Source organism: Pseudomonas lactucae, from assembly GCF_036688725.1.
Classification (GTDB): Bacteria; Pseudomonadota; Gammaproteobacteria; order Pseudomonadales; family Pseudomonadaceae; genus Aquipseudomonas; species Aquipseudomonas lactucae.
Genome location: NZ_JAQQPT010000010.1, coordinates 202,221 through 217,897 on the forward strand (window position 1 = coordinate 202,221; position 15,677 = coordinate 217,897).

9 protein-coding genes are annotated in these 15,677 nt (G+C 62.4%); 3 read left to right on the plus strand and 6 right to left on the minus strand.

Annotated features, from left to right (window positions below):
• Positions 1–54 precede the first annotated feature (54 nt).
• Positions 55–4,740: a hypothetical protein gene (locus V6M90_RS13835; protein WP_332846686.1), complete on the plus strand. Its 4,686-nt coding sequence runs from the start codon at positions 55–57 to the stop codon at positions 4,738–4,740.
• A gap of 157 nt (positions 4,741–4,897) precedes the next feature.
• The gene (locus tag V6M90_RS13840; RefSeq protein ID WP_042944821.1) at positions 4,898–5,335 is read left to right on the plus strand and encodes a hypothetical protein; all 438 of its coding nucleotides are present in this window, start codon (positions 4,898–4,900) and stop codon (positions 5,333–5,335) included.
• Positions 5,336–5,395: 60 nt separating this feature from the next.
• Here the strand turns inward: V6M90_RS13840 and V6M90_RS13845 are convergent, their stop codons facing one another.
• Both V6M90_RS13845 and V6M90_RS13850 read right to left on the minus strand, forming a co-directional pair.
• Positions 5,396–7,771, minus strand: a complete 2,376-nt coding sequence (locus tag V6M90_RS13845; RefSeq protein ID WP_332846687.1) for an efflux RND transporter permease subunit — start codon at positions 7,769–7,771, stop codon at positions 5,396–5,398.
• Between the two features lie 15 nt (positions 7,772–7,786).
• Entirely contained in the window at positions 7,787–8,827 is a 1,041-nt protein-coding gene (locus tag V6M90_RS13850; RefSeq protein ID WP_305429622.1) for a WD40/YVTN/BNR-like repeat-containing protein, read from the minus strand.
• 307 nt (positions 8,828–9,134) lie between these two features.
• Between V6M90_RS13850 and V6M90_RS13855 the strand changes: the two genes are divergently transcribed.
• Complete coding sequence (locus V6M90_RS13855; RefSeq protein ID WP_332846688.1) at positions 9,135–10,250, plus strand: Gfo/Idh/MocA family protein; 1,116 nt, start codon at positions 9,135–9,137, stop codon at positions 10,248–10,250.
• 116 nt (positions 10,251–10,366) lie between these two features.
• On the opposite strand, the gene V6M90_RS13860 is transcribed toward V6M90_RS13855, so the two are convergent.
• Genes V6M90_RS13860 through V6M90_RS13875 form a run of 4 tightly spaced genes read right to left on the minus strand, consistent with a single transcriptional unit; the run spans position 10,367 to position 15,635 of the window.
• Positions 10,367–12,070: an AMP-binding protein gene (locus V6M90_RS13860; RefSeq protein ID WP_305427262.1), complete on the minus strand. Its 1,704-nt coding sequence runs from the start codon at positions 12,068–12,070 to the stop codon at positions 10,367–10,369.
• A 31-nt stretch (positions 12,071–12,101) separates the two neighbouring features.
• Positions 12,102–13,400, minus strand: coding sequence for an acetyl-CoA C-acetyltransferase (locus tag V6M90_RS13865; RefSeq protein ID WP_003174349.1), 1,299 nt, complete (start codon positions 13,398–13,400; stop codon positions 12,102–12,104).
• Positions 13,397–14,287 carry a MaoC/PaaZ C-terminal domain-containing protein gene (locus V6M90_RS13870; protein ID WP_003174350.1) on the minus strand — a complete coding sequence of 297 codons (891 nt, stop codon included), beginning with the start codon at positions 14,285–14,287 and terminating at the stop codon, positions 13,397–13,399. Before V6M90_RS13870 ends, V6M90_RS13865 begins: the two co-directional genes overlap by 4 nt.
• Positions 14,288–14,291: 4 nt before the next feature.
• A complete protein-coding gene (locus tag V6M90_RS13875) occupies positions 14,292–15,635 on the minus strand; it encodes a 3-oxoacyl-ACP reductase (protein WP_141063991.1) in 1,344 nt (447 codons plus the stop codon).
• Positions 15,636–15,677 lie beyond the last annotated feature (42 nt).

Consider the following 15,677-nt stretch of genomic DNA (forward strand, 5'->3'; position numbering starts at 1 on the left):
TAAGTAATCGGGCATCGCATCGATGCCCACTGACTGCACAGAAGAGACCTCAAGATGCCATCCTCTAACCTTTCCACCCCGACCGTGGCGCAAACGGTCAGCGCCCAATTCACCAGCCGTCCCACGTTCGAGTCCGTCGTGCAGCGCACGCTGGCGGCGGCGATCAACGAACGTTATCCGGGCCTGACGCTGGACTGGCCCACGCTTCAACTCGCCATGCCGATTGCCGGCCGCGCCTGGCAGTTCGAACCCTTCCTGCCAAAAGTACTCGACTACCTGGCATCCGGCCTGCCTGTGGACTTCAACGAGGTGGACACCCTTGCACCATACCTCACCCAACACACACCGACGCCGATCAAAACACCCGCCGGCCATCGGCTGGACATGCAAGTGATCGACACCCTGGTGCGCGAGCTGCCTTGGTCAGTGCCCATCGGCCTGCAAAATGCGCTCAGCGACTATTGGAACCCCACCCCTGAAGACCCCACCAACCGCTGGCACTGGCTCAGTGATACCCTGCGTGACACCCTGCAATTGGCAGCCCTCAAGCAACCGGGTTTGACTGAGGCCGAGCGTGACACCCTGCAGCAGGTGATCACCTGCCCCACCCATGGGCAGCGGGTGCAACGCTATGGTGAGGCGGCGACCTACGCCTACACCCTGGAAACCAGCCTGCACAATGGCGACGACCAGGACAGTGTGCTGCTAAGTCCGCGACTGTTGCTGGTGCGCAAGCTCGATAGCGACGTGGTTGTGTTGTTGTGCCGGCCCGATGGAAGAACCGAGTCGTTCACATCGATAGACGCACTCGGCCAATACTGGGGCGAGTACACCGCCAACCAATACGCCATCAGCGCCATGACCTGGAAGCGCTATGAGGTTCAGAACAATGCCTTCGACCAGCAGGCGGCGTTGATCCTGAATCGGCAGTTGCAGCAGATCGGAGCACTGCGCCTGCCCAGCTACGCAGGATTAAGCACCCTGCGGGCGCTGTACTGCGAAATCAGCGACCCTGCGCATTATTTTCTCGACGCCACGCCAGTCGACCCAACAATTGCCAGCGCATTGCGCGCAAAACTGCCAGGCTGGCTGCAACAGGCAACCGCCGACCAGCGTACGGCCTATCGTCAATACAGCCTCGGCCTGGCCAGCAGTACCCTGCTCAACCAGGGCCGGACCTTTCTCAGCGATGTCACTGATCTCCATGCGTTTACCGTCAACGCCCTGTCCCAAGCCCTTGAAAACACCGCAAAGGCCAGCGGTGCCGAGGTAGCTCCCGAGTCCTGGCACCCCGATAAGGTGCAACTGACCTTCACCCACTACATCGGCGCGATCGGTGCCGTGGGCATCCCGGCCATCCAGCATATGAGCCTGACGGAACTGGCGATCAAAAACCTGGTGGGCCAGCCCAACGGGACATTGACGTTGGCACACACAGCCGGCCTCTCGCTGCCCGCCTGGTTGACGCCGGACTACATAACGCGCACCGATGGGCTGATTGAGACGGTCGATATCGGCAAGACCTACCCCGATTACCTGAACAAACAATTGCTGGTCCAATCCACGCAGTCCACGAAGCGCTTGCGGATGTTTTCCGAGCAACTGCGCAACCAATTACCGCTGCTGGCGCTGGAACTGCACCTGAAGCACGAAGCGGCGATCACGGCCCTCGGCGCACGTTACGTCGCGGCGCTGGTCCAGGCCGACGCAGAGGCGCGCCAGGTCGACGGCAACAGGGTGGTCATTCGCAGCCTCGCCCTGCTGCGCAAACCGCAAGCCCAGCCGGACGTGGTCGCCAATATGTTCATCATTGAAGCCCTGGACAATACCCGGGGCCCGCATGTGCTCTACCGGCCGCTGTACGCTGATTCATTGCGCGAATTCGCAACACGCCAGGACGTGTTGAACGCCATCGCCCAACCGGGCCCGTTGCAAGCCAGTGTGCTGACCTGGCTGCCCGATGCGGCGCGGCCGATCTATGCCAACGGCGGTTTCCTGGAACCGCATTATGTGCGCTTCGGCCTGGGTGACGAATTTGCGCCACTCACGGCGACCCCCCCGCCAGCCGAGTTAGCGAACGACGGCGCCAGCCACGAATTGCTGCACTACCTGCTGAACGGACGGCTGTTCGAGTACCTCTATGGCAGCAACGCCAGTACCTTGGTCGGCCAGGCACGCAGTGAAACGGTCTCCAACCGCAGCAGCCGTTGGGCGATGTTCCTGGAAACCGGCGGCGTCCTGTTCTCGAGCTTATTGATGCCGCTGTTGCGCGGGCCGGCACTGTTAACGGCCTGGCTCGTGACACTGGCGTCAAGTCTTCAGGAAGACCTGCCGACGCTGGAGAGCAGTGACCCGATAGCACGGGAGCTGGCAGGTGCCGATTTACTGATTAACCTGGCGGGGGTGCTGAGTGACGTAGTGGCAGTGACGGCGCTGGCTACCGCCCTGCCCGCCCGACTCAAAGAACAGGTACTGCGCCCACCGGCCCCACGACTGTTGCCGGAACAGTGGCCGCGCCCCAAGGCGCCGCGGGTGAGCGAAGGCGCCGTGGTCATGGCCGATCAAAGCCCAGGAGAACGAAGCCTGGTGCTGGACCTGAGTTTCTCCAGCGTGCGCAATCGCCTGTCGGCCGAACAAACGAGAAAGCTGTTGCGCTTGAGTGTGCCGCGCCCGTCACCGCTGCCGACGCCCGTACTCACGGGCCCCCGCCGAGGCCTGTATGTGATTGACGGAGCCTGGCATGTCTTGATCGATGAACACCTCTACCGGCTCAGCCCGTTGGCGGACGACAGCTTCGTCATCATCAACCCTTTCGATGCCAGTCAGCACGGGCCTTACGTAAGAGCCGATGCTCAGGGCCGCTGGTCGGTGGACCTCAACCTGCGCCTGCGCGGTGGCATGCCGCCCAAGCGCATCGCTGCCGAACGTCAACGCAAGGCACAGCGAAAGCTGCAGTTGCAGGACCAGTTTCAGGACTTCGTGTCCCAGCAAGTCCCCCTGCAAAAAGCCGCTGATATCGCGCAAAGCGTGATGGAAAAGTCCGCACAAGACCCGCGCTTTACCCCGCAACAACGCGCCGGCCATCGCCAACAGTTCGATGCGGCCCTGCAGCGCCAGATGGCGCAGTTCCAGGTGATTTTGCAGAGCGCGAACGAGCGCATTGAACACGGCATTCCACTGCGCCCCGAGACCGTTTTGACGCTGATGGAAAACACCGTCAACACGGCGCGCAAATCCGTGGTGGTGGCTGAAGCGGACCGCGCGCAGCTGTATGCCGACAACATCCCATTCACCGCCGGGGGGTTGCCGCTCAAGCAGATCGTTCTCAAGGAGTACTCACGCTACCTGACGTTTATAAAGGCGTTGAGTGAAATCAACCAGCGCGCCCTGACCGGTCTGGAACTCAAGGATCGGTACCTGGCGGCGCTCTACGACAAGGGCGCAGAAGGCGTGAAGGTGTTCGAGCGCCTGACCAGCGACCGCCCGGAGGCCGAAGTCAGCTTTTTCAGCGTGGCCGGACTGCACCTGATGACCCTGCGCATCTTGAGTGTCAAGGAAGCGAGCGTCGGCCTGCTTGAGGGTTTGAATGCCATTATCGACCCGTTGAGGGTACAGGTGCGCTCCCACTCCGAACTCAAGACACTTGAGCTCAGCGCGACCGAGCAGCGCGAAACGCTGGAGAGCCTGGTCGAACACTACGGCCAGGCCCTGGACGGTTTGCAAGGCATTCGCGAGATAAATGCGCAGGAGCTGGAAACCGACTACTTCGACCAAATGTTCAAACTCATCGAAACCCTCTATGAAGATACCAGCCAGCAACTCGCCAACGACGTCAAGCCCTCCCCCCATCCACGCAAACGCCCGCTCAAGCGCCCCAAGATCAGCGTCGGGCGGCCGCAAAAAAAGCTGATCAAGACGCGCAGCGGTGCTGTCCTGATCGGCGATCTGAAGCCCGCCGACACGAACACTTCCATAGACGTGGTGGAAATGCACGCGGAGGACAATCAGCAACTGATTGCCACTTACTCGCGTCACGGTGACGTGTGGGGCGAAATGCACGTTGCGACGCCGCCTCAACCGCCTGCGCCGACGCGCCCGCTCAATGTCATCAAGGGCGAGGCGCGAAAACTGTTCGCGCAGCTGGACGAATATCTCGAGGGCGCAGAACGTTATCAAAAGCGCTGCCGATATCCGCAGGAAATCGAGGAGCTGATGAACAACAACGCGACCCGCCTCGACACGACCGCCACCGAGCTGGACATGGCGATTCAGGCGCAACCCGCCGAGTCGCGGCTGGCGGCCGATCAGACGTTGGTCGAGCACATGCGCCAGGGCGCCCTGCGCCTCAAACAAAAGGGCCACGCACTGCGCACGGCGCTGAGCCTGGCGCTGCCTCCCACCCACGGCAATCTGCAGTTTTTGTTCAATCAGCAGTTGATACAAGTCGCAAGGCTGGGCGAGCGCATCCAGCTGACAGGCGCGCGTAAAGACTTCATCCAGGAGTACGCGATCAACGACCGGCGCGGTTACCCGCTGTGGTATGCGCACTTTCACTACGCCACCGCGCAAACGCCCAAGGCCGACTACGGCGTGGCGCACCTGAAGACCGTCGCCCAGCGCAAACTAAGCTATTACTCCCTGCTGGACATGGCACACAGCCCACAGGCCGTAGTGGACGTGCATCGCGGCATGCTCGGTAAAAACCTGGCCGAGCGCTGGTTCCTGCCATTGGCGACCTGACCGGGGCGGCGGTGGCCGGCTCGCGTCGGCCACCCGTGCAGGTCAGATCCGGAAACGAATAGCCGGACCTACGCTAATCAACGCGTCCAGGGTATTTCGCGCAGAGGTTGAAACAGCTGATAACGCATTTCGCACATTGGCCTTGCGACCAGTCGCTATGTTTCGCCTCAGCGTTATGTCCGTTCACGCCAAGGAGGCGTCCGCCAATACCGAACGAACCATCCTGTTTCAGAAAAAGAACCTCAGCGATCCACAGCGCCGGGATACCGTCAACCCCCTGGGCTGGAACGATATGCTGCAAGATCAGGCCGACAAGCTTGAGCAGATCGCCCGGCAAACCGAAGCCAGCCATGGTAACGGCCAGAAGCCACCGAACTGGTCGCCCAATGGCGTGCCAGCGCCAGCGAGCTACAGAAGGCGCGCCAGCATTGCGCCGACGGCTACCAGGTGCTGCCGCCCAAACCGGAAAATCCCGTCCCAACGCACCAAGACCCGGAAAGACTTGATCCGGGAAGCCAACAATCAGGGGGTAGAGCAAATCACCCGCTCGCGGATCGCGCCGCCCTTGGATGACAAGCTGTTTCTGAAGTTATAAACGCGAAGCCGGTTGAGGGGCAACTGCCCTCAACCGGCCAGGTGGTGGGATAACGCGAGTTTAGTGAGCGAACAGCGAATTGCCCTTCTGCCCCGCCAGCTTCTCGGGTTTGATCAGGAACCGCGCCAGCGCCGGCAGCAGCCACAGCGCGCCGAACATGTTCCACAAGAGCATGAAGGTGAGCATCAGGCCCATATCGGCCTGGAACTTGATCGCCGAGAAGATCCAGGTGCACACGCCAATGGCCAGGCACAGGCCGGTGAACAGCACGGCTTTACCGGTGGATTTGAGCGTCTGGTAATACGCTTCCTGCAAGGGCAGGCCCGCGCGCAGGAAGCTTTCCAGGCGGCTATAGATGTAAATGCCGTAGTCCACGCCAATGCCCACGCCCAGCGCCACCACCGGCAAGGTCGCCACCTTGACGCCAATGCCCATGAACGCCATCAGCGCGTTGCCCAGTACCGAAGTCAGCACCAGCGGCAGCGCGATGCACAGGGTCGCGGCCCAGGAGCGGAAGGTGATCATGCACATGGTCGCCACGCAGAGGTACACCAGGATCAGGATGGTCAGTTCCGATTCCTTGATCACCTCGTTGGTGGCCGCTTCGATCCCGGCATTACCCGCGGCGAGGATGAATTCCAGGCCGTCCTTGTTGTTCTCCCTGGCGAAGTCCTGCACCGCATGCACCGCGCGGTCGAGGGTTTCGGCCTTGTGGTCGTTGAGGAACACCAGCACCGGCGCCAGGGAGCAATTGTTGTTGTACAGGCCGTCGGCACGGGCGATGGAGTTGTTCAGCACGTCGGGGTTACGCGACAGGGTTTCCCACTTCAGGTTGCCCTCGTTCATGCCCTTGATCATCTGCTTGGACACGGTCACCAGCGAGATCGCCGACTGGACGCCCTCGGTGTTCTGCATCTTCCACATCAACTGGTCGATCGGCGCCATGGCTTCATAGCGCGAGCAGCCCTCGGCCTTGGTCTTGACCATCACCACCAGTACGTCGGAGCTGGTGGAGTAGTTGCTGATGATGAAGTTGTTGTCTTTGTTGTAGCGCGAGTCCGGGCGCAGTTCCGGTGCGCCCTGGTCGAGGTCGCCGATCTTGAGGTTCTGGCTGTACCAGAGACCGCCGCCAAACGCGACCAGTGCCAGCAGGACCGAGACCGGTGCCACTTTGGCGCTGGCGAATTTGGACAGCAGGCGCCAGAACGGATGGTCGCGGTGCGCGTCTTTCTTGCTCCTGGCGATGGCGCGGTGGCTGATGCCGGCATAGGAAATCGCCACCGGCAGCAGGATCAGGTTGGTGAACACGATCACGGCCACGCCGATGGACGCACCGATGGCCAGTTCACGGATCACACCGATGTCGATGATCAGCAGGGTAATGAAGCCCACCGCATCCGCGAGGATCGCGATCATCCCCGGCAGGAACAGTTGGCGGAAGGTACGCCGTGCCGCAGTGAGTGCGTTGTCTGCCTCGCTGGATTGCAGGGCGATGCCGTTGATCTTCTGCACGCCGTGGGAAATACCGATGGCGAAGATCAGGAACGGCACCAGCATCGAGTACGGGTCCAGCCCGAAGCCGAAGAAGTGCATCAGCCCGAGTTGCCAGACCACCGCCACCAGCGTCGTGCTCAACACCGCGACGGTGCTGCGCAGGCAGTTGGTGAACCACAGCAGCAGCACCAGGGTGATGACAAATGCGATGCCGAAGAACAACACCACCATCACCAGGCCGTCGATCAGGTCGCCGACCTTCTTGGCAAAGCCGACGATGTGGATCTTGACGTTGGGGTTCTGCGCTTCGAACTTGTCGCGGATCTTGTCTTCGAGCTCATGGGAGAACTTGCGATAGTCCAGGGCCAGCAACTTGCCCTGGTCCTGCGGGTCCGGGTAGGCCTCCAGCAGCGGGATATCGACGATGCTCGACTTGAAATCGTTGGACACTAGACGCCCGACCTGGCCGGACTTGAGCACGTTGTTGCGCAGTTGGTCGAGGCTCTGCGCCGAGCCGTTGTAGCTTTGCGGGATGACTTCGCCCCCGGCAAAACCCTCTTCGGTCACTTCGGTCCAGCGTACGCTGGGGCTCCACAGCGACTTGAGGCCCGAGCGGTCGACGCCGGAGATGTAGAACACCTCGTCGTTGATCTGGCGCAGGGTCTCCATGTAGTCCTTGGTGAAGATGTCACCGTCCTTGGCCTCCACCGAAATGCGCACGGTGTTGCCCAGGTTCGCCAGGTCGTTGCGATGCTCCATCATCTTTTCGATGAAGGGGTGCTTGAGGGGGATCATCTTTTCAAAGCTGGTGGACGGGCGAATCAAGGTCGCCTGCCAGAACAGGAAAATGCTCACCAACAGGCAGATGATGATCACTGCCGGGCGGTTGTTGAAGATCAGGCGCTCAAGAAAGGTCGCTTTATCGTTGTGATGACTGCTCATGCTTTCCCCGCCTTTTTATTGTTTTGTCGGTTCAGCGCCGGCTGGCGTGGCAACACGCACACCGCCCTGCCCCGCGAGGATCAAGTTTCCATTACCCGCCGCCGTGACCGCCGACAGCGAAATGCGATCCGGGCGATTGAAGACGCTGAAGGTCTGGCCGTCGTCGTGGCTCACCACCACGCTGCCGCCGTTGCCGACCACCACGATGGAACCATCCTCCAGCAAGGCCGCGCCCGACAAACCGAACTCCAGGGCACCCCGCGCGGCGTTCAATTGGACCTGCTCCCAGGTGCCGCCGAAATCCGTGGAACGGTAAAGGTTGCCGCGCAAGCCATAGGCCAGAAGCGTTCGCGCCTGCGCGGTGCCGATCACGCCAAACAGCGAGCCCTCGTAGGGGCCTTCGAGTTTTTCCCAGGTCTGGCCGTCGTCGCTGGAGCGGAACATGCTGCCCTGCTCGCCGACGATGAACAGGCCGGCGTCCTTGATCTGGGCGATGGCATTGAGGTGGTATTGGTCTTCGTTGTCGAGGCGGTCGCTGACGTCGGCCCAGGTCTGGCCGCCGTCGGTGGTTTCGATCAGCGCACCGTAGGCGCCGACGGCCAGGCCGTGGCGGGTGTCGTTGAACCACACATCGAGCAACGGCGCTTCGCGCTTGAGGTCCTGGTATTGCTGGGTCCAGGTGGCGCCGCCATCGGTACTGGCGAGGATTTGCGCATCATGGCCCACGGCCCAACCATGTTGTTCATCGGCAAAAAATACCGCGGTGAGCAACTGCCGGGTCGGCACTTTGGCCTGGACCCAGGTGGCGCCCTGGTCGTCGGAATAGAGGATATGCCCGCGATCACCGACCGCCACCAGGCGCTTGCCGGCATGCACCACGTCGATCATCAGGCCTTTGGCGGCCTTGGGGGATTCAATCGCAAACACTGCGGCGGCGGGGGTATCGCCGGCGGCGTGGACGGCGGTCGGCACCGCGACGGCGCCAAACAGCGAGAGCGCTGTGGCCAGCAACGCGACCCTGCGTGCGGCGCGTGGGCGGCAAACAACCCAACCCATGACAGGCTCACTCATAGACCTTTCTCCTATTTATTATTGTTAGGTCTTGCCTTGCGGGGCGCCGAAACCTGCAATCTAGAGCGCCTGAAGGAAGCAGGGGCCATCCTATCGGGCTTTGGAATCGTCTGACAATCAGCGCTACGTTATCTTTTGTTAACTGACGGCTTTTGGCCATGTGGTGAATATAGTCGCATTCGCCAGGCTGATTGCCGAGCGAGGAATGAATTTTTATTCCATCTATTGAATTTAGAGAATTTTTATTCCATTAATACGCACTCTGAAAACAATAATCCAAAGGACCACGGCAATGCGTGAACTCGGAATCGGCTTGATCGGCACAGGCTCCATGGGCCGAGCCCATGCCCTGGCATTCAACAATGCGCGGGCGGTATTCGAGCTGCCGGTACAGCTCAAGCTGGCCGCCCTGGCCGATGCCGACACCGAACGCGCCCAGCGCTGCGCCACCGCCTGGGGTTTTGCCCAGGCCCATGGCGACTGGCAAGCGTTGATCAACGATCCCAAGGTCGATGTCGTGGCCATTACCACCCCCAACCACTTGCATTACCCCATGGCCATGGCGGCCATCGCGGCGGGCAAGGCGGTGTATTGCGAAAAGCCCCTGGCCGTGAGCCTCGAACAGGCCGACGCCATGCGCCGTGCCGCCAGCGCCGCCGGTGTCGTCACGCGGGTGGGATACAACTACCAGCACAACCCGATGATCACACTGGCACGGCAGATGATCGCCAATGGCGAACTGGGCGACATCATCAGCTTCCAGGGCGAATTCAGCGAAGACTTCATGGCCGACCCTGCATCACCGTGGTCATGGCGCTGTGAAGTGGCGCACGCCGGCGGCGCCCTGGCGGACCTCGGCAGCCACTTGCTGTCGATGGCGCGGTATCTGGTCGGCGATGTGGTCAGCGTGTGCGCCGACTCCCACACCGTGCATGCCCTGCGCCCTGCGGTAAAAGGCAGCAACGACCTCAAGGCCATCGCCGTGGATGACCAGGTGCATGCGCTGCTGCGTTTCGCCAACGGCGCGCGCGGTACGGTGAGCAGCAGTTGGCTCAAGCAGGGCTACAAGAATCACCTGAGTTTTGAGATCAGCGGGACCAAAGGCACGCTGGCCTTCGACCAGGAGCGCTTGAATGAACTGCGCCTGTGCCGTGTCGGCCAGGACGGTTTCCAGCGTTTGCTCGCCGGCCCGGCCCTGCCCGGTTATGCAGCGTTCAGCCCGGCGGCGGGGCATCAGTTGGGCTACAACGAGTTGAAAACGCTGGAGGTGCAGGAGCTGATCATGGCCTTGGCCGGGCAAGGGGCGGATGGTACTGATTTTGAGGCGGCGTGGGAGGTGGAGCGGTTGGCGACGGCAATTCGCGTGGCGGCCCAGGAAGAACGTTGGGTCAACGTGAACTCGGTTTGAAGCACAATGCAACCCCCTTTGAGAGGAGCTGCATTGTTTCTGCCTTGGCTTCTTAGAACCGACCGATTCTTAAGTCAATCGCCCCTCCCACATTTGATCACCGACATACCTTTAAATCAGCGCAAGGCTCGGCGCAGTACTTTGCCCACGGTGGTCTTGGGCAGCTCAGTGCTGCGAAACTCCACATACCTGGGCACCTTGTAGCCAGTGAGGTATTCCCGGCAGTGGGCGAGGATCTGCTCCTGGGTCAGGCTCGGGTCCTTGCGCACCACGATGATCTTGACCTTCTCCCCGGTCACCCCATCCTCGACGCCAATCGCCGCCACTTCGCTTACACCTGGGTGCAGCGCCACCACGTCTTCGATTTCATTGGGGTACACATTGAAACCCGAGACCAGGATCATGTCTTTCTTGCGGTCCACCAGGCGGATGTACCCGCGTTCGTCCATCACGCCAATGTCTCCGGTGGACAACCACCCCTCGGCATCCAGCACTTCGGCGGTCGCTTCCGGGCGTTGCCAGTAGCCTTGCATGACCTGCGGGCCGCGCACTTGCAGTTCGCCCTGCTCGCCGATATCGGCCAGCTCGCCGTCTTCGCGCATAAAGCGCACCCAGGTCGACGGCAGCGGCACACCGATGCTGCCGGTGAAGTCCATCTCGCGCATGCGTGAAATATCGATGGGGCTGATGCTCACCACCGGCGAGCACTCAGTGAGGCCATAACCTTCGATAATCGGCAGCCCGGTGACTTGCTTCCAGCGTTTGGCCACCGCCGTGTGCGTGGCCATGCCGCCGGCGATCACCAGGCGCAGGTCGGAAAAGTCCCGCGCACAGAACGCCGCGTTTTCCAGCAAACCGTTGAACAGCGTATTGACCCCCGCGATGCCGTTGAAGCGCTCCTTGCGCAGGATCATCTGCACCCGCTTCACGTCCCGCGGGTTGGCGATCAGGATGTTGCGCCCGCCCAGGCACATGAACATCAGGCAATTCACCGTCAGCGAGAAGATGTGGTACAGCGGCAGCAAGGTAACGTTGGTTTCCTGTTTGTCCTGGTTCAACTGATCACCGACCCAGGCCTTGGCTTGCAGCAGGTTGGCGATGATATTGCGGTGGCTGAGCATCACGCCCTTGGCATCGCCCGTGGTGCCGCCGGTGTATTGCAGGAAGGCCAGGTCATCAAGGGCCAGGCTCACCGGCACGTGGTTCAGCGCCCGTCCGTGTTTCAAGGTCTGGTTGAAACGCACCGATCCCGGCAGGTTGAACGCCGGCACCTGCTTTTGCACGCGACGCAGGATGAAGTTCATCGCGGCGCCTTTGAAGCTGCCGAGCAAATCACCGATGGCCGCCACCACCACGCGCTTGACGCTGCTGCCGACGATGACCTTTTCCAGGGTGTGGGCGAAGTTCTCGAAGATCACCACCGTTTCGGCGCCGCTGTCCTTGAGCAAGTGCTTGAGTTCATGGGCGGTGTACAACGGGTTGACGTTGACCACCACGGCACCCACCAGAATCGTGCCGAGCAGGCAGATGGGATACTGCAAGCAATTGGGCATCATCAGCGCCACACGGTCGCCAGGCTTCACGCCTTGGCCCTGCAGCCAGGCGGCGAACGCGATGCCCTGTACCTGCCAGTCGGCGTAGGTCATTTCGGTGCCGATGCTGACGTAGGCTACGCGCTCGCGGAATTTCTCCAGGTGCTCCAGGAACACTTCGCGCAACGACGGGTAGTTCTCGATAGCGGCATCGATGTCTGCCGGGACGCCGGGCAGGTAAGCGTTCAACCACACCCGTTCGGTGTGTTCCAGGCTGATAGCGTTCATGGCAGTCTCCTTGTTGTTGTTTTGGTTGGCGCTATTTTTCGACGATGGCGGTAATGCCCAGCCCGCCCGCCGCGCAGATCGAGATCAACCCGCGACCACCGCCGTTTTCATCAATGGTCTTGGCCAGCGCCGCCAGTTGCCGGCCACCGGTGGCGGCGAACGGATGGCCGCAGCCGAGCGAACCGCCGTTGACGTTCATTTTGGCGCGGTCGATGGCGCCCAGCGGCGCGTCCAGGCCCAGGCGTTCGCGGCAGTAATCGGGGTCTTCCCAGGCTTTGAGGGTGCACAGCACCTGGGCGGCGAAAGCCTCATGTATCTCGAAGAAATCGAAGTCGGCAAAGCTCAGGCCCTCGCGCTTGAGCATGCGCGGCACGGCGTAGGCCGGGGCCATCAGCAGGCCCTCGCTGCCGTCGACGAAATTCACCGCCGCCGTCTCGCCGGTACGCAGGTAGGCCAGCACCGGCCAGCCATTGGCGGCGGCCCATTCCTCACTGGCCAGCAGCACCACCGAGGCGCCGTCGGTGAGCGGCGTGGAATTGCCCGCCGTCAGGGTGCCGTTGCGCCGGTCGTAGGCGGGTGACAAACCGGCGAGTTTTTCCAGGCTGGCATCGGCGCGCAGGTTGTTGTCGCGCGCCAGGCCACGATGAGGACTGATCAGGTCATCGAAAAAACCGCGTTGATAGGCCGCCTCCAGGCGTTGGTGGCTGACGAGGGTCAGTTCATCCTGGGCCAGGCGCTTGATCTGCCAGCGCTGGGCCATGGCTTCGCAGTGCTCGCCCATCGACAAACCGGTGCGCGGCTCGCCATTGCGCGGCAGCAGCGGCTTGAAGAACATTGACGGGCGCACCTTGAGCAAGTGCTTCAATTTGTCCCCCAGGCCCTTGGCGCGGTTGGCCGCGAGCAAGGTGTGGCGCAGGGATTCGTTAATGCCGATGGGCGCATCGGAGGTGGTGTCGGCGCCGCCGGCGATGCCCACCTCGATCTGGCCGAGGGCGATTTTATTCGCCACCAGCAGCGCGGCTTCCAGGCCTGTGCCGCAGGCCTGTTGCACATCGTAGGCCGGGGTTTCGGGAGACAGGGTGGTCGACAGCAGCGATTCGCGCGCCAGGTTGAAGTCCCGCGAATGCTTGATCACCGCGCCGGCGGCGAACTCGCCCAGGCGCTGGCCGTGCAGGTTGTAGCGGTCCACCAGGCCCTGCAGCGCGGCCACCAGCAGGTCCTGATTGCTGTCGTGGGCATAGACGGTATTGGAGCGTGCAAAAGGAATGCGGTTGCCGCCAATGATCGCCACACGGCGGGTGGCGGCCGGGTTGAAGCTGTAGTCACTCATTTAACGCTCTCTTTCCAAATGAACAGCCCGCGCATATGGGGTTTGTCGCCGGCAAAATTACGCACTTCGAACTCACGGCGCGGGCCGGGCATGGGGTGACTCCAGAGGGCGACCTGGCCGGGCAGGAAGATCGGCAACTTGAAGTCGCAATGGGCCTCGGCCTGGTCCAAACCGCCCGGCGGTTGCCGGGCGGCAAGCGCGCGACCCAGGGTCCACATGCCGTGGGCGATGGCGCGGCGAAAACCAAAGATCTTCGCGCCGATCATTGAGGTGTGAATCGGGTTGAAATCTCCGGAAACCTTGGCAAACCGTCGGCCCAGATCGGCCGGCAGCATCCAGCGTTGGGTACGTATCAGGCCCTTTTCCTGCAACGGCAACCCCGCGTCCCAAGGCTCGCCGACCGGGTTTTCGACATCCCGGCGCAGGTACAGGCTGTCGCTTTCCCATACCAGAGTGCCCGCGCCATAAGCCCGCGTGGCGATGCTCAGCGCCTGGCCCTTGGGGTGGGCGACCCAGCGTTCGCAATACACCTCCAGGCGCAGCGCCTGGCCCTCCTGCAAGCGCTGGTACTGCCGAATGCGGTTGGCCAGGTGCACCATGCCGCTGGCCGGGTACGGAAAACCCGGCCGTGTCAGCAGCATCAGGTGCAACGGGAACGCCAGCACGTGGGGATACGACAGCGGCACGCCCTGCTCGCGCCGGAATCCGCAGGCCCGGCCATACGCGGCGATGTCGGCAGCGGACAGTTCCACCGCCGAGCGCACCAGGCGCTCCCTGGGCAGCGTCGGCGCGCCGTCGAGCTTGGGTTTGCGCAGCGCGCGCAAGCCGTCCAGCAGCAGGCGCGTGCGTGAGGGCGGCGGATCGATGATCTGCGTTACATAGTCCATGGCGTCAGGCTCCCAGCAGACTTTGGCCGCATACGCGCACCACCTGGCCATTGAGCCCGCCCGAGGCCGGGTGGGCCAGCCAGGCGATGGTCTCGGCCACATCGATGGGCTGGCCGCCCTGACTCATCGAGTTCATGCGCCGCCCCGCTTCGCGAATCATCAGCGGGATCTTCGCGGTCATCTGGGTCTCGATAAATCCCGGCGCCACGGCATTCACCGTCACCTGTTGCGCCGCCGCACGCGGGGCCAATGCCTGCACCAGACCGATCACCCCGGCCTTGGAAGTGGCGTAGTTGCTTTGCCCAAGGTTGCCGGCGATGCCGGAAATCGACGATACGCACACAATGCGCCCGCCAGGGTTCACGCCCTGGTTTTCCAGCAGCGCATGGCTCAGTTGCAACGGCGCTTGCAGGTTGACCGCCAGCACACTGCGCCAGGCGGCTTCGGGCATTTTGGCGATGGTCTTGTCACGGGTGATACCGGCGTTGTGCACCACCACATCGAACGCGCCATATTGGCCGACATGGGCCAGCAGCAATGCGGCGGCATCCGCCGCGGTGATGTCCAGCGGCAACGCCGAGCCGCCGACGCTCGCGGCGGCCTGTTGCAGCGCATCCTGGGCCTGGGGCACATCCACGCACACCACATGGGCACCGTCGCGCGCCAATACCTGGGCGATGGCCAGGCCAATGCCACGGGACGCACCGGTGACCAACGCACGGCGGCCGGCGAAGGGGGCGTCCCAGTTGACGGCGGTGTGGCCGTCCACGGTTTTTTCCAGGCGCACCACTTGCCCCGACACATAGGCCGAGCGGCGCGACAGGAAGAAACGCAGGCTGCTGTCCAACGCGTCTTCGGCACCCGGTGCCACGTAGAGCAGTTGCACGGTGATCGCTCGGCGCAGTTCCTTGGCCAGCGAACGCACCAGGCCTTCCAGGGCGCGTTGGGCGATGGCCTGCGGCACGTCCCGGCAGTGTTCCGGCGCGGTGCCGAGTACCACCACGCGCGCATGCTGGCCGAGGCGCTTGGCGTTGGCGTGAAAGAATTCGTACAGCGCGTCCAGCTGTTGCACGTCGCTGACGTCCGTGGCATCGAACACCGCGCCCTGCACCTTGACCGTCGAGGGTGCCTGCAACGTCGCCGGGGTGGCGACGACGGTGTCGGTGGCGCTGAAAATGCGCTGCACCTCGCCGGTCAGGCGCCCTGCCCCGGCGATGATCACCGGGTTGGCCAACGCTTGCTGGCCGCTGCGGTGGCGTTGCAGCGGCAAGGGTTGCGGCAAGCCGACGGCCTGGGCCAGGCGACGGCCCCAGGGAGAATTGACGAATGAAAGGTAACTGTCACTCATAGGTAGTTCCACTCACAACACTGTGTTGGCCTTGTAAACCCG